General features: G+C 65.0%; 17 protein-coding genes and 4 tRNA genes. 2 read left to right on the plus strand and 19 right to left on the minus strand.

Features of this window, described 5'->3' with window-relative positions; genetic code table 11:
• Positions 1 to 172: 172 nt before the first annotated feature.
• From QMX96_RS21235 to leuC, 9 genes are all read right to left on the minus strand, one after another.
• Positions 173 to 793, minus strand: a complete 621-nt coding sequence (locus QMX96_RS21235; protein ID WP_054916652.1) for a phosphoribosylanthranilate isomerase — start codon at positions 791 to 793, stop codon at positions 173 to 175.
• A gap of 38 nt (positions 794 to 831) precedes the next feature.
• A complete protein-coding gene (gene truA / locus QMX96_RS21240) occupies positions 832 to 1,677 on the minus strand; it encodes a tRNA pseudouridine(38-40) synthase TruA (protein WP_282362350.1) in 846 nt (281 codons plus the stop codon).
• A 119-nt stretch (positions 1,678 to 1,796) separates the two neighbouring features.
• A complete protein-coding gene (locus QMX96_RS21245; RefSeq protein ID WP_282362343.1) occupies positions 1,797 to 4,673 on the minus strand; it encodes a FimV/HubP family polar landmark protein in 2,877 nt (958 codons plus the stop codon).
• 175 nt (positions 4,674 to 4,848) lie between these two features.
• Positions 4,849 to 5,859 carry an aspartate-semialdehyde dehydrogenase gene (locus tag QMX96_RS21250; RefSeq protein ID WP_043862849.1) on the minus strand — a complete coding sequence of 337 codons (1,011 nt, stop codon included), beginning with the start codon at positions 5,857 to 5,859 and terminating at the stop codon, positions 4,849 to 4,851.
• Positions 5,860 to 6,007: 148 nt separating this feature from the next.
• The gene (gene asd / locus QMX96_RS21255; protein ID WP_043862850.1) at positions 6,008 to 7,120 is read right to left on the minus strand and encodes an aspartate-semialdehyde dehydrogenase; all 1,113 of its coding nucleotides are present in this window, start codon (positions 7,118 to 7,120) and stop codon (positions 6,008 to 6,010) included.
• Positions 7,121 to 7,184: 64 nt separating this feature from the next.
• The gene (leuB, locus tag QMX96_RS21260) at positions 7,185 to 8,267 is read right to left on the minus strand and encodes a 3-isopropylmalate dehydrogenase (protein WP_282362344.1); all 1,083 of its coding nucleotides are present in this window, start codon (positions 8,265 to 8,267) and stop codon (positions 7,185 to 7,187) included.
• 55 nt (positions 8,268 to 8,322) lie between these two features.
• Positions 8,323 to 9,090 carry a class I SAM-dependent methyltransferase gene (locus QMX96_RS21265; protein WP_043862852.1) on the minus strand — a complete coding sequence of 256 codons (768 nt, stop codon included), beginning with the start codon at positions 9,088 to 9,090 and terminating at the stop codon, positions 8,323 to 8,325.
• Positions 9,091 to 9,134: 44 nt separating this feature from the next.
• Positions 9,135 to 9,779, minus strand: a complete 645-nt coding sequence (gene leuD, locus QMX96_RS21270) for a 3-isopropylmalate dehydratase small subunit (RefSeq protein WP_043862853.1) — start codon at positions 9,777 to 9,779, stop codon at positions 9,135 to 9,137.
• A complete protein-coding gene (gene leuC / locus QMX96_RS21275) occupies positions 9,776 to 11,209 on the minus strand; it encodes a 3-isopropylmalate dehydratase large subunit (RefSeq protein WP_282362345.1) in 1,434 nt (477 codons plus the stop codon). Before leuC ends, leuD begins: the two co-directional genes overlap by 4 nt.
• 142 nt (positions 11,210 to 11,351) lie before the next feature.
• Here leuC and QMX96_RS21280 point away from each other — a divergent pair, with 142 nt between their 5' ends.
• Positions 11,352 to 12,230, plus strand: coding sequence for a LysR family transcriptional regulator (locus tag QMX96_RS21280; protein ID WP_043862855.1), 879 nt, complete (start codon positions 11,352 to 11,354; stop codon positions 12,228 to 12,230).
• A 62-nt stretch (positions 12,231 to 12,292) separates the two neighbouring features.
• Complete coding sequence (locus QMX96_RS21285; RefSeq protein WP_043862856.1) at positions 12,293 to 15,589, plus strand: EAL domain-containing protein; 3,297 nt, start codon at positions 12,293 to 12,295, stop codon at positions 15,587 to 15,589.
• Positions 15,590 to 15,697: 108 nt separating this feature from the next.
• Here the strand turns inward: QMX96_RS21285 and QMX96_RS21290 are convergent, their stop codons facing one another.
• From QMX96_RS21290 to QMX96_RS21335, 10 genes are all read right to left on the minus strand, one after another.
• Positions 15,698 to 16,141, minus strand: coding sequence for an Hsp20 family protein (locus QMX96_RS21290; RefSeq protein WP_043862857.1), 444 nt, complete (start codon positions 16,139 to 16,141; stop codon positions 15,698 to 15,700).
• Between the two features lie 115 nt (positions 16,142 to 16,256).
• Positions 16,257 to 17,216 carry a tRNA-dihydrouridine synthase family protein gene (locus QMX96_RS21295; protein WP_054916655.1) on the minus strand — a complete coding sequence of 320 codons (960 nt, stop codon included), beginning with the start codon at positions 17,214 to 17,216 and terminating at the stop codon, positions 16,257 to 16,259.
• Positions 17,217 to 17,265: 49 nt separating this feature from the next.
• Positions 17,266 to 17,703: a thioesterase family protein gene (locus tag QMX96_RS21300; protein WP_043862859.1), complete on the minus strand. Its 438-nt coding sequence runs from the start codon at positions 17,701 to 17,703 to the stop codon at positions 17,266 to 17,268.
• Between the two features lie 44 nt (positions 17,704 to 17,747).
• Positions 17,748 to 18,581 carry an alpha/beta fold hydrolase gene (locus QMX96_RS21305; protein WP_282362347.1) on the minus strand — a complete coding sequence of 278 codons (834 nt, stop codon included), beginning with the start codon at positions 18,579 to 18,581 and terminating at the stop codon, positions 17,748 to 17,750.
• 14 nt (positions 18,582 to 18,595) lie between these two features.
• On the minus strand, positions 18,596 to 19,135 hold the full coding sequence (locus QMX96_RS21310; protein ID WP_282362348.1) for a TetR/AcrR family transcriptional regulator: 540 nt from the start codon (positions 19,133 to 19,135) through the stop codon (positions 18,596 to 18,598).
• Between the two features lie 161 nt (positions 19,136 to 19,296).
• Positions 19,297 to 19,372 (minus strand) — tRNA-Glu (locus QMX96_RS21315).
• Positions 19,373 to 19,416: 44 nt separating this feature from the next.
• Positions 19,417 to 19,492: transfer RNA gene (locus QMX96_RS21320), tRNA-Ala, on the minus strand.
• A gap of 53 nt (positions 19,493 to 19,545) precedes the next feature.
• Positions 19,546 to 19,621: transfer RNA gene (locus tag QMX96_RS21325), tRNA-Glu, on the minus strand.
• A gap of 78 nt (positions 19,622 to 19,699) precedes the next feature.
• Positions 19,700 to 19,775: transfer RNA gene (locus QMX96_RS21330), tRNA-Ala, on the minus strand.
• A 78-nt stretch (positions 19,776 to 19,853) separates the two neighbouring features.
• A partial coding sequence (locus QMX96_RS21335) for a hypothetical protein (RefSeq protein ID WP_282362349.1) occupies positions 19,854 to 20,052 on the minus strand: 199 nt, incomplete at its 5' end.

Here is a 20,052-nt window from a genome sequence, read left to right on the forward strand (position 1 = left end):
GTTCAGCGCGGTACCACCCTGCCCCAGCTTCATCGTCAACCTGTAAAGGCGACGCCGGTGGCGCCACCCGGTAATTTCGATCGGCCCGTGGGCGCGATCCGGCAGCAACGGGCTGCGAAAGCTATGGACGATGGCGCACCGCCAGCCGTCACATCGAGCATTCGCCCGCCCCTCACGCCTGGCGCACCGCGCGCATGAACGCCTCGATGCGGGCCGGGTCCTTGATGCCCTTGGCCTGCTCCACCCCACCACTGACGTCCACTGCATAAGGACGCACCTGGGCGATGGCCGCCCCGACATTGTCGGCCGAGAGGCCGCCAGCCAGGATGATCGGCTTGCTCAGGTGCTCGGGTATCAGGGACCAGTCGAACGCCTCGCCGGTTCCGCCCGGAACGCCGGCCACGAAAGTGTCGAGGAGGATGCCGCTGGCCTTGGCGTACTGCTGGCAGCCGGCCTCCAGGTCATCCCCGGGACGAACCCGCAGAGCCTTGATCCAGGGACGGTGGTAGCCGTCGCAGTCGGCCGGGGTTTCGTCGCCATGAAACTGCAGCAGGTCCAGCGGCACGGCGTCGAGGATCTCGTTGAGCTCACAGCGGCTGGCGTTGACGAACAGGCCCACGGTGGTGACGAAGGGCGGCAGTGCAGCGATGATCGCCCGCGCCTGCTGCACGTTCACCGCCCGCGGACTTCTGGCGTAGAACACCAGCCCGATGGCGTCGGCGCCCGCCTCGGCCGCGGCCAGCGCATCCTCGATGCGGGTAATCCCGCAGATCTTGCTGCGAACGGCGGACATGGCCTGTGAACCTCAGCTGAACCGGAAAGCTCCGGATGTTAGCAAATGCCTTGCGGGCCGTCAGCCGTCAACGACTCGTAACCCGTAAGGAAATGTGGCCCGATGAAACGCTCGGGCAGTTCGAACTCGTCATGGTATTCCACCTGCACCAGGTACAGCCCGAACGGGTGCGCGGTCACCCCGCCGGTACGACGCACGCGGCTTTCGAGCACTTCCCTGGCCCACTCGGGCGGACGCTCGCCGGCGCCGATGGTCATCAGCACGCCGGCAATGTTGCGCACCATGTGGTGCAGGAAGGCGCTGGCACGGATATCCAGCACGATCATGCGCCCATGCCGGCTCACCCGCAGGTGATGGATCTGCTTGATCGGCGACTTGGCCTGGCACTGGCCGGCGCGGTAGGCGCTGAAGTCATGGGTGCCCACCAGGTAGGCTGCGGCTTCGGCCATGCGCTCGGCATCGAGTGGGCGGTGATTCCAGGTAACCTGGTCGCCCAGGTGCGCCGGGCGGATCTGGTCGTTGTAGATCACGTAGCGGTAGCGCCGGGCAATGGCCTTGAAGCGCGCGTGAAAGTGCGCCGGCATCTGCCTGGCCCACGACACGCTGACGTCATGCGGCAGGTTGATGTTGGCGCCCATGGTCCAGGCCTTCATGCTGCGCACCGCCCGCGTGTCGAAATGCACCACCTGGCCGCTGGCATGCACGCCGGCATCGGTACGCCCGGCGCACTGCAGCGACACTGGCGAGTCGGCGACCTTCGACAGCGCCTCCTCGAGGGTCTGCTGCACGCTCGGCACGCCACTGGCCTGGCGTTGCCAGCCACGGTAGCGGGTGCCTTTGTATTCCACGCCCAGCGCGATTCTGAAAAAGCCTTCGGCGGCCATTTCGGCTGCGGCGTTATCGATGATTTCCAAGGGGATACAGCCTGTCGGTTTACGCAATGGCGCGGATTATAACGACAACGGCAGCCACGAGGGCTGCCGTTGGCCTTTCAGGTGGGCGTTCAGCTCATCTGCGAACGCAGTTCGATGGCTTCCTTGCGCTGGGTCTCGGTACCTTCCTTCATCACTTCATCGAGTATCTCGCGGGCGCCGTCGTTGTCGCCCATGTCGATGTAGGCACGTGCCAGATCGAGCTTGGTGGCGGCTTCGTCGGTACCGGAGAGGTAGTCGAACTCCGGCTCGTCGAGCATCAGGTCGGAGGCATCTTCGGCGGTGAAGTGCGGCGCGATGGAAGGCTGCTCGAGGTTCTGCGAGAGCTTGTCGAGCTCGGCGTTGACGTCGTCCAGCTCGGCGGCAAAGCTGGCATCCAGCGGGTCCGGCTCGTCGGCCAGGGACAGGTCGAAATCATCGGCCAGGTCCGGGAAGCTGTCGTCCAGCCCCAGTGAGTCATCGAACGCGGCCAACTGGGCCTCGATATCCAGTGGCGCTTCAGGCGTAGCGGCGGGTGCAGCTTCAGGCGCCGGTGGCGCAAGGTCGGCGCCCATGTCGAGGTCGAAGTCGGACAGGTCATCCAGGATTGGCTCAGGCTCGACCGGTGCAGGTTCGGGCATCGGCTCGGCAGGCACCTCGGCGGGTGTCTCGGCCGGCACTTCAGTCACTGCCTGCTCCTGCACGTCGGGCACGTGCGGCGCTGGCGTCTCGGCCTGGGCCTGGGCCTGGGTCTGCTCTTGCAGCAGGGTATCGAAATCGAGGTCGTCGAGCGCCGCGATATCGGCAGGCGGCATGGCCTGCGGGGCCTGAGGATCATCGATCTGCAGGTCTGCCAGGCCCTCGAGACCTTCGAGGTCTTCAAGGCCTTCCAACCCCTCCAGGTCATCCAGGCTCAGGTCGAAGGCGCTGTCCAGGTCGTCTTCGCCCGGCAACTCGATTTCCGGCTCGGGCTGCGGGTCGTCCTGCAGCAGGTCCTGCACATACTGGGCATCCAGCTCGGCGGCCAGGGCCGCAGCGCTGACGCCCGCAGCGGCCACGCCGAGCATGGCCGGGTAACGCTGCTTGAGCGACTCGACATCGGCGTGGTTCTGACCATTGGCAACCAGTTGGCGCTCGTGGCCGACAAAGGCGTCACGGTCGCCCTGGCGGGCATAGACTTCCATCAGCTTCAGGCGCAGGTCGGCGCGCTCGGGGGCCTGCTCCACCGCAGGCTCCAGCAGCTCGGCGGCATGGTTCAGACGACCACGGGCAATGCTCAGGTCGACTTCCGCCAGCAGGGCATCATCATTTGGCGCGGGGGCGTCCTCGGCCGGTGCCTGCACGGCAGCCGCGATGACGGCCGGTGCCACCACCGCAGCCGGGGCCGGAGACGGAACCTCTACCGGCTCGGGCGCGGGCTCGACCACGGGGGCCGGCTTGGGTTCGAATTCCGGCTCCAGTTCCAGCTCGGACTCCGGGTCCAGCCTGTCGTAGGCGGGTGCTACCTCGGCAGCCGCAGCCGCTGCAGCGGAGGCCGCCACCACACCCGGCGCCAGGGTCACGCTCGGCGCGGAGACCTCCAGGCCCTCGAAACTGCTTTGCGGCAGGTCCATGTCCGGCCCCAGGCCCAGGTCGCTTTCCTCGGCCAGGGCTCGCGCCATACGCATGTGCTTTTCAGCCTCCTGCTGGGCACGACGCTTGCGCGCCAACAGCAGCAGAAGCAACAACAGCACCAGCAAGGCTGAACCTGCGATCAGCGCCAGCAGCCAGCTGTTGCCCAGCAGGTCGTCGAGCATCTTGTCCGAATCGCTCGGGGTAACGGCAGCCGGCGGCGTTTCGGCCACCGGCGCGGTATCCACGGCAGCCGGCGCCGGGGACACCACCGCTTCGCTCGGTACCGCCTGCTGCAACTGGGCATCGATCGCCGGCTGCTCGGGCGCAGGCACGCTCGCCGGCGCGGCGCTCTGGGCTTCCAGGCGCGCCAGCTGGTCGTTCTTCAGTTCGATCAGGCGCTGCAGCTTGTCCAGCTGGCTCTGCAGATCCGCCACACGGCTTTTCAGCTCGGCGTTGTCACGCCGGGTGGTGTCGAGGCTCTCTTCGGCCATCGCCAGCTTGTCGGCCAGGGCCTTGCTGTCGCCAGCCGCACCTTTGCCGCCGGGTGCCACCAGCTTGAGGTTGTCCTGCTGGGCGATACGCGCCGGGGCGGCGCCGGCCGCGTCACGCCGGGTGGCGTCGAGCTGGCGCGCACGCGGGCCCAGACGGCGCCCCTCACGCCAGGCCGCATACTGCTCGGCCACTTCCTTGACGGCCTGGCCCTGGGGGATGGCGGCGATCTGCTGCTGGTCGGGCAGGCGCAGTACCTGGCCAACCTTGAGCTGGTTGATGTTGCCGTTGTAGAAGGCATCGGGGTTGAGCGCCTGGATCGCCAGCATGGTCTGCTGCACCGATCCACCCTGGCGCGCCTTGGCGGCAATCTGCCACAAGGTGTCGCGACGCACGGTGGTGTGGCGGGCGGGCGCGGTCACCGCAGGGGTGACGCCCGAAGCCGCCTGGGCCGCTTCGGGAGAGAATTTGGAGGCGTCGATCAGTACGCTGTAGTCGCGCAGCAGGCGGCCCTGGGGCCACATCACCTGCACCAGGAACTTGACCATAGGGGCCGGCAGCGGCTGGCTGGAGGTCACCCGCAGCACGCTCTTGCCACTGGGGTTGATCACCGGGGTGAAGGTCAGGTCGTTGAGGTACGCCTGGCGTTCGACCCCGGCCTTGCTGAACTCTTCGGCCGGCGCCAGGCTGGGCACCACTTCGGCGGGAGTGAGGTCACGCACATCGAGCAATTCGATCTCGGCATCCAGCGGCTGGTTCTGCCCCGACTTGAGGGTCAGCTCGCCCAGCCCCAGCGCATGCGCCATACCGGAGGACAGCGCCGATGCCGCGGCTATTGCTAACACCAGTTTGCGAATTCGAAGCATGACCTCATCCTTTGTATGAACCTTCCCCGGCTACCGAGAAGAAAGTGAAAAACCGCCGTGAGGCATTTGACTGGCATGACCACCGGATCATGTTGGCAAGGTGCCCCGCAAGCGCGTGACGGCCGCTCACTTCCAGTATTTCAGAAACAATGTGCAAATCGTCGCCAAGTATCTTTTACGCAAGGTGTTTTATCAACAACTCCGCCAGCTGTACGGCGTTCAACGCCGCGCCTTTGCGCACGTTGTCGGTGGTCAGCCAGAGATTGAGCTGTTCGGCTTCGTCGACACCGCCACGCACCCGCCCGACATACACCACATCCTGGGCCACCGCATCGCCGACCGGGGTCGGGTAGTCACCCGCCTCCACCAGTTCGACACTGTCGGCGTGCTCCAGCACGGCGTTCACCGCCGCCAGATCGACCGCCTTGCGACTGTGCACGGCCACAGTGTAGCTATCGCCGAAAAACACCGGGACTTGAACACAGGTCACGGAAATCTTCAGCGAAGGCAGGCCAAGCAACTCGCGCAGCTCACTCACCAGGCGACGTTCCAGCGCGCCATGGCCCTCGCTGTCGCTGGTACCCACCTGGGCCAGCAGGTTGAACGCCACCTGGCGATCGAAGAAGCGCGGCTCCAGCGGACGCGCATTGAGCAACTCGGCAGTTTGCCGGGCCAGTTCGCCCACCGCCTCGCGGCCCTGTGCCGACACCGCCATGCACGCCGTCACGTTGACCCGTTCCAGTTCCAGCAGGTGCTTGAGCGGGGCCAGCACCACCGCCAGGGCAACCGCGGCAGCGCTCGGGCTGACCAGTTGCACGGGCAGGCTCTGACTGTCGATGGCCTGTGGATTGGCCTCGGGCACCACTGCTGCCACCTGTTCGGCCGACAGCGCGCCGGACAGATCGATCACCGCACACCCGGCGGCACGCGCCTTGGCGGCGAAACTGCGGGTAACCGCAGGGCCTGCGGCGAAGAACGCCAGCTTGACCTGGCTGAAGTCGAAGGCATCGACTTCGCGCACGCGCAGGTTCTTGCCACGGTAGTTCACCGAGCTGCCCGCCGACTCGTTGCTGGCCAGCAGGTGCAGGGTGCCCAGGGGAAAATCGCGCTCCTCGAGGATTTGCACCAGGGTCTCGCCGACGGTGCCGGTGGCGCCGATCACGGCGATATCGTAGGTCTGAGTCATGGACAGTGCCTCTGGCAGAACGGGGGGAGCGGCACTTTACTCGGATTGCCGCAGCGAGACCACCCGGTGCCGGCAAAGGCATCAGGCCACCACAAAAAAGCCCCCTGCGTCGCAAGACGAGGGGGCCTGTTCTACCGCGCAGCAGCGATCAACGCTCCAGCAGGATCCGCAGCATGCGACGCAGCGGCTCGGCCGCGCCCCACAGCAGCTGGTCGCCCACGGTGAAGGCGCCCAGGTACTGCGACCCCATGTTCAGCTTGCGCAGACGCCCTACCGGGATGTTCAGCGTGCCAGTGACGTTGGTAGGGCTCAGCTCCTGCATGCTGATCTCGCGCTGGTTCGGCACCAGCTTCACCCAGGGGTTGTGCTGGCTGATCATGCCTTCGATGTCGGCGATCGGCACGTCCTTGTTCAGCTTGATGGTCAGCGCCTGGCTGTGGCAACGCATGGCGCCGATGCGCACGCAGATGCCGTCGACCGGGATCGGGTTCTTGAAACGACCCAGGATCTTGTTGGTCTCGGCCTGGGCCTTCCACTCTTCACGGCTCTGCCCGTTGGGCAGTTCCTTGTCGATCCACGGGATCAGGCTGCCGGCCAGCGGCACGCCGAAGTTCTCGGTCGGGTAGGCGTCGCTGCGCATGGCCTCGGCAACCTTGCGGTCGATGTCGAGGATGGCCGCCGCCGGGTTGGCCAGGTCATCGGCAACCGCCGCATGGGTAGCGCCCATCTGCTTGATCAGCTCGCGCATGTTCTGCGCGCCGGCGCCGGAGGCCGCCTGGTAGGTCATGGCGCTCATCCATTCGACCAGGCCGGCTTCGAACAGGCCGCCCAGGCCCATCAGCATCAGGCTGACGGTGCAGTTGCCACCGATGTAGTTCTTGGTGCCGGCGTCCAGCTGCTGGTCGATGACCTTGCGGTTGACCGGGTCCAGCACGATGACCGCGTCATCCTGCATGCGCAGGCTGGAAGCGGCATCGATCCAGTAACCCTGCCAGCCGGCTTCGCGCAGCTTGGGGAACACCTCGTTGGTGTAGTCGCCACCCTGGCAGGTCAGGATCACATCGAGGGTCTTGAGCTCTTCAATGCTGTACGCATCCTTGAGCGGAGCAATGTCCTTGCCCACGGATGGCCCCTGGCCCCCGACATTGGAGGTAGTGAAGAACACCGGCTCGATCAGATCGAAATCCTGCTCTTCGAGCATCCGCTGCATGAGCACGGAACCGACCATACCGCGCCAACCGATCAGACCTACACGTTTCATCGCAACTACACCTTCGCTAAAAGTGGGCCGCCGCCTGGAAGAAACCAGCGGCGGGCCCGAGAGATTACAGATTCCGCAGCGCTGCGACTACTGCGTCGCCCATTTCCTGCGTACCTACCTTGCTGCAGCCCGCCGACCAGATGTCGCCGGTGCGCAGGCCCTGATCCAGCACCAGGCTCACGGCCTGTTCGATGGCCTCGGCCGCCGCCTGCTGGTTGAAGCTGTAACGCAGCATCATCGATACCGACAGGATGGTCGCCAGCGGGTTGGCGATGCCTTGCCCGGCGATGTCCGGGGCCGAACCGTGGCACGGCTCGTACATGCCCTTGTTGTTGGCATCCAGTGACGCCGACGGCAGCATGCCGATGGAACCGGTGAGCATGGAAGCCTCATCCGACAGGATGTCGCCGAACATGTTGTCGGTGACCATCACGTCGAACTGCTTGGGCGCGCGCACCAGTTGCATGGCGGCGTTGTCGACGTACATGTGGCTGAGCTCGACATCCGCGTAGTCCTTGGCCACGTCCTCGACGATTTCACGCCACAGCTGGCTGGAGGCGAGCACGTTGGCCTTGTCCACCGAGCACAGTTTCTTGCCGCGCACGCGGGCCATGTCGAAACCGACACGGGCGATGCGGCGGATTTCGCTCTCGCTGTACGGCAGGGTGTCGTAGGCCTGGCGCTCGCCGCCTTCCAGTTCGCGGGTGCCGCGCGGCGCACCGAAGTAGATGCCGCCGGTCAGCTCGCGCACGATCAGGATATCCAGGCCGGCGACGATTTCTGGCTTGAGCGAGGACGCATCGGCCAGCTGCGGGTAGAGAATGGCCGGACGCAGGTTGGCGAACAGGCCCAGTTGCGAACGGATTTTCAGCAGGCCGCGCTCAGGGCGGATATCACGCTCGATCTTGTCCCACTTCGGCCCGCCCACCGCGCCCAGCAGCACGGCGTCGGCCTGGCGCGCACGTTTCAGGGTCTCGTCGGCCAGCGGCACGCCGTGCTTGTCGATGGCCGCGCCACCGATCACATCGTGCGCCAGGCTGAAGCCGAGCTGGAACTTGTCGTTGGCCAGTTCCAGCACCTTGACCGCCTCGGCCATGATTTCCGGGCCAATGCCATCACCTGGGAGAATCAGAATCTGCTTGCTCATGGGTTCCTCATCATTCAATTCAAGCGGTGCGCCGCACTGGCGTACCGGGGAAAACTCAGCGTTGGGCCCAGAGCACGATCACGTCGGTGCTGAAGGAGCCATCGGCTTCTATCTGGTAATGCTGGCGAACTTCGTCGCCCATCGCCTGCTGCAACTGGCGAATCGCCGCACGCATCGGCTCGGGGGTGCGCATGCGCTCCACCCACGAGGTGTATTCCAGGCGCAGGCGCTGGCGCGTGTGGCTGCGGGTGCACAGGCCGGCTTCGCTGACCTGTTGCAGCCACTCGCCGGCAGAATAATCGCGCACGTGGCTGGTGTCGCGCAGTACTTCGACGCTTTGCAGGTAGGTGTCGAGCAGCGGGCTGCCCGGCGACATGACGTCGACGAACGCCGCCACGCCGCCGGGCTTGAGCACCCGGCGCACCTCGCGCAGGGCCAGGCCCAGGTCGCTCCAGTGGTGCGCCGAGTAGCGGCTGAAGACGAAATCGAACGAGGCGTCGGCGAACGGCAGGCGCTCGGCGGCGCCACGCTCGGTGACGATGTTGTTCAAGCCGCGCTCGATGGCGGCGGCGCCGACCACGTCGAGCATCTGCTGCGACAGGTCATAGGCGACCACTTCGGCCACCAGCGGGGCGACATGGAAGCTCACGTGACCGGCACCGCAGCCAAGGTCCAGCAGGCGGGCGTCGGCGTGCCCGGCAAGCTCGGCCTGCAGCAGGGCGAATTCGCTACCCTGGGCATGCACGGCGCTGCTCAGGTAGGCAGAGGCTTGTTCGCCGAACTGGCGCTGGACGACTTCGGTGTGGGCGGTGCTGCGGGTCATCATGGATCTCCTGGGGCGGCTTGGCCGGCACATCACTGCATCATTCAGGCGTCGCGAAACAACCAGGGCTGGCTAGCACGGTGCCTGGCTTCAAACGCTGCAATCGCATCGCCATCCTGCAAGGTCAGGCCGATGTCATCCAGGCCGTTGAGCAGGCAATGCTTGCGGAACGCGTCGATCTCGAAGTGGAGCACCTTGCCGTCCGGCCGCGTCACGGTCTGCGCCTGCAGGTCGATGGTCAGCTGGTAGCCCGGGTCCGCCTCAACCTGCTTGAACAGCTCGTCGACTTCCTCGTCGCCGAGGATGATCGGCAGCAAGCCGTTCTTGAAGCTGTTGTTGAAGAAGATGTCGGCGTAGCTGGGCGCAATGATGCTGCGAAAGCCGTACTCTTCCAGCGCCCAAGGCGCATGCTCGCGGCTCGAACCGCAACCGAAGTTCTCCCGCGCCAGCAACACGCTGGCCCCCTGGTAACGCGCATGGTTGAGCACGAAATCCTGGTTCAGCGGGCGCTTGCTGTTGTCCTGGTAGGGCTGACCCACGTCCAGGTAACGCCATTCGTCGAACAGGTTCGGGCCGAACCCGGTGCGCTTGATCGACTTCAAGAACTGCTTGGGGATGATCTGGTCGGTGTCGACGTTGGCACGGTCCAACGGGGCGACCAGGCCGGTGTGCTGGGTAAAGGCTTTCATGCTGCGCTCCCTTGGATCAACTCGCGTACATCGACAAAACGACCGGTTACTGCGGCAGCCGCCGCCATTGCCGGGCTCACCAGGTGGGTACGCCCACCGGCGCCCTGGCGCCCCTCGAAGTTGCGGTTGGAGGTGGAGGCGCAATGCTCGCCACTTTCGAGGCGGTCCGGGTTCATCGCCAGACACATCGAGCAGCCCGGCTCACGCCATTCGAAACCGGCCTCGAGGAAGATCTTGTCCAGGCCTTCCTGCTCGGCCTGCGCCTTGACCAGGCCCGAGCCCGGCACCACGATGGCCTGCTTGATGGTCGAGGCCACCTTGCGGCCCTTGGCGATCACGGCCGCGGCGCGCAGGTCTTCGATGCGCGAGTTGGTGCACGAACCGATGAACACGCGGTCGAGCTGAATGTCGGTGATCGCCTGGTTGGCGTTCAGGCCCATGTACTTGAGCGCGCGTTCGATGGAACCGCGCTTGACCAGGTCGGCCTCGGCCGCCGGGTCCGGCACGCGCTGGTCGACCGCCAGCACCATCTCGGGCGAGGTGCCCCAGCTGACCTGCGGCTTGATCTGCGCCGCGTCCAGCTCGACCACGGTGTCGAACACCGCGTCGCTGTCGGACACCAGGTCTTTCCAGGCTTCGACGGCCAGGTCCCACTGCTCGCCCTTGGGCGCATACGGACGACCCTTGACGTAGGCAACGGTCTTCTCGTCGGTGGCCACCAGGCCCACCCGCGCACCGGCCTCGATGGACATGTTGCAGATGGTCATGCGGCCTTCGACCGACAACTCGCGAATGGCGCTGCCGGCAAACTCGATGGCATGCCCGTTGCCGCCGGCGGTCCCGATCTTGCCGATCACGGCCAGCACGATGTCCTTGGCAGTGACGCCGAACGGCAATTGCCCTTCGACGCGCACCATCATGTTCTTCATCTTCTTGGCCACCAGGCACTGGGTAGCGAGCACGTGCTCGACCTCGGAGGTGCCGATGCCGTGGGCCAGGGCGCCGAACGCGCCGTGGGTGGAGGTATGCGAGTCGCCGCAGACCACGGTCATGCCGGGCAAGGTGGCACCCTGCTCCGGGCCGATGACGTGGACGATGCCCTGGCGCACATCGTTCATCTTGAATTCGGTGATGCCGTATTCGTCACAGTTTTCGTCGAGGGTCTGCACCTGCAGGCGCGACACCTGGTCGGCGATGGCCTCGATGCCGCCCTTGCGCTCTGGCGTGGTGGGCACGTTGTGGTCGGGGGTGGCGATGTTGGCATCGATACGCCAAGGTTTGCGGTTGGCCAGGCGCAGCCCCTCGAAGGCCTGCGGCGACGTCACTTCGTGAATGATGTGACGGTCGATATAGATCAGCGCCGAACCGTCGTCGCGCTGCTTGACCAAGTGCGAATCCCAGAGCTTGTCGTAGAGCGTTTTGCCAGCCATCAGACTTTCCTCATCAGTCTTTCTATGCCAATAACCCCTTGGCTTGTACGGACGATGCTATGGGGTTAGATTGAATAACTCAAATTCATATTTTTTATGCTTTGGATAACTTTCAGGAATCCAAACCCGAGGAACTCATTCCGTGGACCTGGCCAACCTTAGTGCCTTCATCGCCATCGCTGAAACCGGGAGCTTTTCCGGTGCCGGCGAGCGCCTGCACCTGACCCAGCCGGCCATCAGCAAGCGCATTGCCGGGCTGGAGCAGCAGCTGGATGTGCGCCTGTTCGACCGCCTTGGCCGCGAGGTGAGCCTGACCGAAGCCGGCCGTGCCCTGCTGCCGCGCGCCTACCAGATCCTCAACGTGCTGGACGACACCCGGCGGGCCCTGACCAACCTCACCGGCGAGGTCAGCGGTCGACTGACCCTGGCCACCAGCCATCACATCGGCCTGCACCGCCTGCCGCCGCTGTTGCGGGCGTTTACCCGTCAGTACCCGGCTGTGGCTCTGGACATCCAGTTTCTGGACTCGGAAGTGGCCTACGAGGAAATTCTGCACGGGCGCGCCGAAATCGCCGTGATCACCCTCGCCCCCGAGCCCCACAGCCTGGTGCGCGCGGTGCCGGTATGGGACGACCCGCTGGATTTCGTGGTCGCCCCCGAGCACCCGCTGGCCTGCAAGGGCGCGGTGGGCCTGGCGGACATTGCCCACCACCCGGCCGTGTTCCCCGGCGGCAACACTTTCACACACCATATTGTGCAGCGTCTGTTCGAGGCCCAGGGCCTGGTCCCCAACATCGCCATGAGCACCAACTACCTGGAAACCATCAAGATGATGGTGTCGATCGGGCTGGCCTGGAGTGTGCTGCCGCGCACAATGCTCGATGAGCAGGTTGCATCCATCGACTTGCCGGGCATACAGCTGTCGCGCCAGCTAGGCTACATTCTGCACACGGAACGAACGTTATCGAATGCGGCCAGAGCCTTCATGGCCCTGCTCGACAGTCACGCAAGCCCGGCGTAGCCCGCCCCTGCCCCGGGCGGCCCGCCACCAAGGACGTATCACCCGCCAAAGGTCTGGTACCGATGCCCAAGTCAGCCAATCGTTTTGCGCGCCTTCCCCGTATCCACGCAGCAGACCCCCAGGAGCTGGAACAGGCCTGGGAGAGTGCGCCGCAGTTGCTCGCGGCGCTCAATGGTGCGCACCTTGGCGCCTGGGTGTGGGATGTGGGCAGCGGGCGCATCAACTGGTCACGAGGCACCCAGGCACTGTTTGGCTTCGATCCGCATCAACCGCTGACCCACGACATCGACTACCTCGACCTGCTGCCGGAAGAGGACCGCGCGCGCATGCGCCAGGCCTTTCATGCAGTGCTCAACGGCGAGCCGGTGGACCAGGCCCTGCGCCATCGCATCCGCTGGCCGGACGGCAGCCTGCACTGGCTGGAAGTGAACGGCAGCCTGGCCACCAACCGCGACGGGCGCCTGCAGATGATCGGGGTGGTGCGCGAGATCACCCGCCAGCGCGAACGCGAAACCGCACTGATCAACTCCGAAAAGCGCTTTGCCACGCTTTTTCACCTGAGCCCGAACGTGGTGCTGCTGACCCGGCGCGCCGACGGGCTGATCCATGAGGTCAACCAGCACTTCGAGAACATTCTTGGCTGGCCCGGCGCCCAGGTGATCGGGCGTACCACGCTGGAACTGGGCCTGTGGGCCAACCCCAGGCAGCGTGACCAGGTGCTGGAGGCCACCAGCGGCAACAACGGCCCGGTGACCCTGGAAGTGCAGTTTCGCGCCAGCAGCGGGCAGGTCCACGATGGCATCCTCAGCACCCAGGCCATCGAACTCGAAGGTGTCACCTACCTGCTCAGTACCTTCGTCGACACCAGCGAGCGCAAGCGTGCCGAACAAGCCCTCAAGGACAGCCAGGAGCGCCTGGATCTGGCACTGGACTCTGCCCAGCTGGGTACCTGGGACTGGCACATCCCCAGCGGCATGCTGTACGGCTCGGCCCGCGCGGCACAACTGCACGGCCTGGCGCCGGTGCCGTTCCACGAGTCGTTCGAGGCGTTTTTCGAAGGCGTGCCCGAGCTTGAGCGCAGCGGCATGCGCCAGGCCTATCGCAGCCTGCGCGAAGGCCCGGCGGGCAACTACCAGATCACCTACCGCATCCAGCTGGAAAACGGCGCCTCACGCTACCTGGAGAGCCGCGCACGGCTGTACCGTGACGACCAGGGCAACCCGCTGCGCATGGCCGGCACCCTGCTGGACATCACCGAACAGGTTGAACGCGAACAGCGCCTGACCAGCTCGGAGGAAAAGTTCGCCAGCCTGTTCCAGGTCAGCCCCGACCCCATCTGCGTCACCCGCCAGGACACCGGCCAGTTCATCGAGATCAACCAGGCGTTCACCCAGACCTTCGGCTGGTGCGCCGACCAGGTACTGGGTCGTACCGCCGAACAACTGGGGCTGTGGGCCGAATCGGCCGCCCGCGCACGACGTATCGAGCAGGTGATTCGCGACCAGGCGTTGAACAATGTCGCGGTGGTGGTCAATCACAAGGATGGCCAGCCCCTGACCTGTGTGATTTCCAGCCGCCTGATCAAGGTCGACAACCAGCCCTGCAGCGTCACCACCCTGCGCGACATCACCCAGCAGCAACGCGGCGAAGCCGCACTCAAGGCCAGTGAGGAGAAGTTCGCCAAGGCCTTCCACTCCAGCCCCGACGCCATCACCATCACCGAGCGCGACAGTGGCTGCTACCTGGAGGTGAACGACGGCTTCTGCCGGCTCACCGGCTACAGCGCCGACGAGGTGATCGGCCAGAGCATGGCTCAGATCGGGTTGTGGGCCGACGACAAGCAGCAGACCCTGCTGTTCGGTGAAATGCGTGAGCGCGGGCGGGTGCACCACCGCGAAATGCTGGGGCGCAACAAACGCGGCGAAATCCTCACCGTGGAGGTGTCGATGGAGCCGATCACCCTCAACGAGACAGACTGCCTGCTACTGACTGCCCGCGACGTCAGCCAGCTCAAGAATGCCCAGGCGCAGATCCGTCACCTGGCCTACCACGACCCGCTGACCAACCTGCCCAACCGCGCCCTGCTGATGGATCGCCTGAGCCAGCAGATCGCCCTGCTCAAACGCCAGAACCTGCGCGGCGCCCTGCTGTTCCTCGACCTCGACCACTTCAAGCACATCAACGACTCGCTGGGCCACCCGGTGGGCGATACGGTGCTCAAGATCATCACAGCCCGGCTTGAAGCCAGCGTGCGCCTGGAGGACACCGTGGCGCGCCTGGGGGGTGACGAGTTCGTGGTGCTGCTGAGCGGCCTGGAAGGCAGCCGCGAAGAGGTCACCGACAAGGTTCGCCAACTGGCCGACACCTTGCGCGAACTGCTGGCCGAGCCGATGTCGCTGGACGGCCAGCGCCTGCAGGTAACCCCCAGCATCGGCGTGGCGCTGATCCCCGACCACGGCACCACGCCGGCCGACCTGCTCAAGCGCGCCGACATTGCGCTGTACCGCGCCAAGGATTCGGGTCGCAACACCACGCAACTGTTCCACACCACCATGCAGAAGGCCGCCAGTGAACGCCTGCGCATGGAGAGCGACCTGCGCATGGCCCTGGCCAGGGGCGAACTGGCGCTGCACTTCCAGCCCCAGGTGGATGCCCGTGACAACCGCATCGTCGGGGCCGAGGTGCTGCTGCGCTGGCACCATCCGCTGTTGGGCCAGCAGCCGCCCAGCCAGTTCATCCAGGTGCTGGAGGAAAGCGGGCTGATCCTGGAGGTGGGCAGCTGGATACTCGACGAAGCCTGTGATGCCTGCTCGCGCATGCTGCAGGACGGGCTGATCGATCCGATGGATTTCAGCCTGTGCGTGAACATCAGCCCGCGCCAGTTCCGCCAGAACGATTTCGTCGAGCGGGTGCGGCGCAGCCTGGACGACTACCGCCTGCCCTACCAGATGCTCAAGCTGGAGATCACCGAGGGCATCGTGATCCAGAACCTGGAGGACACCATCAGCAAGATGCGCGAGCTGAAGGCGTTCGGGGTGAGCTTTGCGATGGATGACTTCGGCACCGGCTACTCGTCGCTCACCTACCTCAAGCGCTTGCCGGTGGATGCGCTGAAGATCGACCAATCGTTCGTGCGCGATGCACCGCTGGACCCCAATGATGCAGAGATCGTCAAGGCCATCGTGGCCATGGCCAGAAGCCTGGACCTGGCAGTGATTGCCGAAGGGGTGGAGCTGTCGGAGCAACTGGAGTTTCTGGAGCGGCTGGGGTGCCATCTGTACCAGGGGTACCTGCACAGCCGGCCATTGCCGCTGAACGAGTTCAGGGCGATGCTGCTGCAGGCACCGGCGGACTACTGACACACCGCAGCACGGCAGTTGTCAGCAAGGCTGGCTCCTGCAGTGAAGAGCCGCGGACCGGGCACAAAAAAGGGCACCCGAAGGTGCCCTCTTTCACTCAGCCCACACTCAGTTCAGCGCAGGTTTCTCGCCGTTGATCGGGATGCGCTTGGCCTTGGCTTCTTCAGGCACAACACGCAGCAGATCGACACTGAGCAGACCGTTGGCCAGGCCCGCCGACTTCACTTCGATGTGGTCAGCCAGGCGGAAGGACAACTTGAAGGCCCGCTGGGCGATGCCCTGGTGCAGGTAGGTGACGCTTTCACCACTGCTGTCACGCTTGCCGCCACTGACGGTCAGAACGCCTTTTTCCACTTGCAGGTCGAGGTCCTCTTCCTGGAAGCCAGCTGCAGCAACGACGATTCGGTAGTGGTCTTCGCCATGTTTTTCAACATTGTAGGGTGGGTAGGTGCTACCCGACTCGCTACGTGCCGCGGATTCGAACAGGTCGTTGAAACGATCGAAGCCAACGGATTGACGGAACAGTGGAGCCAGAGAAAATGCGGTAGTCATGGTACATCTCCTGAAATATCAGCGAGTTGGTGATTGCGCGACCCGACTTCGGCATCGCGTACTCCCTAGATAAGGACCCGCCCTAACATTTCAAGCATCGACCACAAAAATTTTTTCAGGCCGCCTCGCTGACCGGAATACCCAGCAGCCGCGCCACGCGATCACAGTCGGTCTCGCGACGCAGTTCGGTAAACAGTGCCGTGGCTTCGGGGTAGGTACGGGTCAGCATCGCCACCCACTGCTTCAGTCGCCCCGGTGCCTGACGCTCGGTCATCTGTTCCCGGGCCTGCACCCAGAAGTCCTGCAGCAGCGGTTGCAGTGCCTGCCAGTCCAGCGGCACGAACTCGATGCCCTGGCGCTCGGCGGCAATCTGCCGGGCCAGGTCCGGGCGCGACACCAGGCCGCGACCGAGCATGATGTCCTCCACGCCGCTGACCTCGCGGCAGCGGCGCCAGTCTTCCAGCGTCCACACCTCGCCGTTGGCGAACACCGGCACCTTCACCACCTCCTGCACCCGCGCCACGTACTCCCAGTGCGCCGGCGGCTTGTAGCCGTCGACCTTGGTGCGTGCGTGCACCACCAACTGGTCGGCACCGCCTTCGGCCAGGGCGCGGGCGCAGTCCAGCGCACCGTCCGGGCTGTCGAAGCCCAGGCGCATCTTGGCGGTGACCGGGATATGCGCAGGCACAGCTCGGCGCACTTCGCGCAGGATGGCATGCAGCAGCTCGGGCTCCTTGAGCAGCACCGCGCCGCCGCGGGACTTGTTCACGGTCTTGGCCGGGCAACCGAAATTGAGGTCGATGACGGGGGCCCCCAGCTCGCAGGCCAGCACCGCGTTATCGGCCAGGCATGCCGGGTCGGAGCCCAGCAACTGCACACGCAAAGGCACGCCGGCGGCGGTTTGCGCACCGCGGCCAAGCTCCGGGGCCAGCTTCTCGTACACATGCGCCGGCAGCAACCGGTCGCACACGCGAATGAACTCGGTGACACACCAGTCGATGCCGCCCACCTGGGTCAGTACGTCGCGAAGGATGTTGTCGACCAGCCCCTCCATGGGGGCCAGGGCAATTTGCATGGCGTGGGTCTCGCGCGAAAAAGGCCGGCAGTCTAGCAAAAACCGTGGCTTATCGGGCTCCGGCCATCGCGGCGCCGTAGCCCTCGATGAATTCTGCCGGCATGCGCCTGGGCTTGCCGGTGGACAGCTCGATGCACACGAAGGTGGTCTGCGCCCGCAGCAAGGTGGTGCCGTCGCTTGGTCGCACCAGCTGGAAGTGACGGGTCATCTTCAGGCGCTGGTCCCAGTCGACGATCCAGGTGGCCAACTGCAGGATGTCGTCCTCATAGGCGCTGGCCAGGTAGTCGATCTCGTGACGCACCACGGCCATGGCGCGGTCCAGGCGCCGGTACTCGGCCAGGTCCAGCCCCAGGCGCTGGGAATGACGCCAGGCGCAGCGCTCGAGCCAGGTGACGTACACCGCGTTGTTGGCGTGCCCCAGGCCGTCGATATCCTCGGCACCGACCTGCAGGTCGATGGTAAATGGCGTTGCCCGATCCCAGCTCATGCCCGCTCCCGATCTGTAGTGAACGGGCAGAGTGTAACGGATGCTCAGGCCGATTGGCGCACTGGCCGGGCACTGCGTTGCAGCAGCGCAAGCACGCCGTCGACCAGTTGCGGGTCGGACAGCACACGCATATGCCCGCCCCGGGGCAACAGCAGCAGCTGGCTGTCGAACCACGCCTGATGAATCAGCCGCGCCTCGCTGACGGCGACCAGCGGGTCGTCCTCGGCATGCACGATGAACCCGGGCAGTTCCAGCTGGTAGACGGCCACGTCCAGGCGCGAGATCGGCACCCCGACCTCTCGCTCCACCTGGCGAATGAAGGCTGCCCGCGCCCGCGCCGGCAACCCCAGGTGCCGCGCCATGCCGCGCAGCACCTCGAGCAGGCGCGCCGGCGCGGCGATGCTCACCGCCACCTCGGTACGCAGCCCCCACTGCAGGGCCAGCAGCGTACTGGCACCGCCCATGGAATGGCCGATCACCCCGTGCAATGGGCCCAGCTCACCGGCCGCCTCGAGCAAGGCGTGGGCGAACGACACCACGTTGGCCTTGTTTCCACGCGAGCGGCCGTGGGCCGGCCCTTCGAGCGCCACCGCACAATAGCCGGCGGCCACCAGGGCCTCGATCAGATGGGCGAACTGGGTGGGGCGCCCCTCCCAGCCGTGCATCAGCAGCACCGTGGGGCCTTGCCCCCAGCGCAGCGCACTCAGGCCAAAGCGCAGGGTAATGCGCTCGGCACGCGCCAGCAGCGGCAGTTCCCAGTCGCGTGGCGGCAAGGTGCGCGGGCTCATGAAGGCCTGGCGCATCTGCCCGGCCACCCGATTGGGTGCCAGGCGTCCAACAGTGGCGTTGATACCACGAATCCAGCTCAGGCTGTTCATCACGTCGCTCCAGATCAGATCACCGCGGACTTGGCGGCACGCAACACACGGTCGGACAATTCGCTGGTACCCAGCGCTCGCGCCAGGGCCAGGCCGCCGACCATCAGGGCCAGGTCGGCCAGCACTTTGTCGGCGTCTTCGGGGGTGTCGGCCAGGTTGGCCATCATCAACTCGATATGCTCGGTCAGCACCGCGCGAAAGGTCGCCGGCAACTGATTGATCTCGCCCAGAGAGCTGGGCAGCGGGCAGCCGCTGTCGACGGCATCGCGGTGTTTGCGCGACAGGTAGAAGGCCGCCACCAGGGCACGACGCTCCTCCCCGTCCAGCGACGCGTCGACCTGTGCCAGCAAGGCCCGGCGCTCGCCAAGCAACTGGCAAAAGGCTTCGAGCATCAGCGCATCCTTGTTCTCGAAATGCGCATAGAACCCACCCACGGTGAGCCCCGCAGCGCCCATCACCTGCTGCACACTGGGGTCGGCCGGGCCGTTAAGGATCAGCGCACTGCGCGCCGCATCCAAAATGCGCTGGCGGGTCTGGGCTTTTTTGTCGTGCATGGCAGGCCTCCAAATATTATGGAAGCAATATTATGCTCATAATATTTATTGGCAAGCACTTTCTCCTGCGGCCCAAGGGCGAAAGAGATTTTTTCGAGGGAAAAAACAAAAGGCTCATTCAATAATCGAATGAGCCTTGAAATCCCGCAGAGCGGGTAAAATGGCGTCCCCTAGGGGACTCGAACCCCTGTTACCGCCGTGAAAGGGCGGTGTCCTAGGCCACTAGACGAAGGGGACTTGTAACCTTCGTGCAGGCTCGTTTTCACGAACCCTGGCAAAATTGGTGGAGCTAAGCGGGATCGAACCGCTGACCTCCTGCATGCCATGCAGGCGCTCTCCCAGCTGAGCTATAGCCCCAGATTTCTAGCCTCGCGGCCCAGCGATGTCTTGCAACATCACTTGTGTAAAACTGGCGTCCCCTAGGGGACTCGAACCCCTGTTACCGCCGTGAAAGGGCGGTGTCCTAGGCCACTAGACGAAGGGGACGAACCTTCTTACCACACAACCCGGCTGCTGGAACCCGGTTGAACCCTGAGTTGTATGACCAACTCCGGATAGGGAATTTGGTGGAGCTAAGCGGGATCGAACCGCTGACCTCCTGCATGCCATGCAGGCGCTCTCCCAGCTGAGCTATAGCCCCACAATGTCGCTTTGAACTGAATCGCTTGGCTGGGTGCTTCGCGCTTCGTTTCGTTCATCGCTGTGGACGGGGCGCATATTAAGATCGGATTGAAGACCTGTCAAATAAATTTTCAACAAAATCCAAAAGAAATTTCCGAGATAACAAACACTTACCGGCCTGGGTCAGGAGAGCCCCCGCAAACTCGGGGGTCTCGCCCTTGCAGGAGCCGGCCTTGCCGGCGAAACAGGCGCTGCGCAATACCGGGTACCGCAGCGCTTTGTTCGCCGGCAAGGCC

Source organism: Pseudomonas sp. PS01300 (assembly GCF_029960155.1).
GTDB classification, from domain to species: Bacteria; Pseudomonadota; Gammaproteobacteria; order Pseudomonadales; family Pseudomonadaceae; genus Aquipseudomonas; species Aquipseudomonas palmensis.